The organism is Brevundimonas sp. ZS04 (assembly GCF_001956865.1).
Classification (GTDB): domain Bacteria; phylum Pseudomonadota; class Alphaproteobacteria; order Caulobacterales; family Caulobacteraceae; genus Brevundimonas; species Brevundimonas diminuta.
The window spans coordinates 1-442 of record NZ_MTHE01000055.1 but is presented as its reverse complement, the minus strand read 5'-3'; the positions used below and the strand labels follow the sequence as shown (position 1 = coordinate 442).

Sequence of the window (442 nt, the reverse complement as noted above, 5' to 3'; positions counted from 1 at the left end):
ACCATGGATGTTGAGCGCGTAGGGCTGCAGCGAGTTGCGGCGGCCGCTTTCCGTCAACCCGACGGAGTAGAGCACGCCGACGGGGATGTCGTAGGCCTTGGAGATCCGGATCATGTGCTCCTCGCACACGGTCTGCGCGCTGGCCGGCGCCGCGAAGCTACAGATAGCGATGAGAATCGCGGCCAGGGCGGCCAATGTCGCTGGGCTCATGGGTGTCCTCCTTGCTGGTTGGCGCATCCTGGTTCCAGTCGCCGCGCTCGGATTGGCGTTCCTCGCGATCGCGGGACTGCTCGAAGCTGCGGCCCTCGCGGGCGCCCGAGCGGCCGTCGCCTCCCCCATCCCTCGCGCTGTCTTGCCCGCCGGGGCGCGGGTCGGGCCCGGTCGCGTCGACATGGACGGTTTCGACCGAAACCTGATCGAGCGCATAGCCGCTCGCCTTGAC

The 442-nt window shown here is 68.6% G+C and carries 1 protein-coding gene; it reads right to left on the bottom strand.

Features of this window, described 5'->3' with window-relative positions; translation table 11 throughout:
• Window positions 1–157 precede the first annotated feature (157 nt).
• The coding region (locus tag BJP32_RS17545; RefSeq protein ID WP_198935310.1) for a hypothetical protein at window positions 158–442 on the bottom strand (285 nt) is incomplete at its 5' end.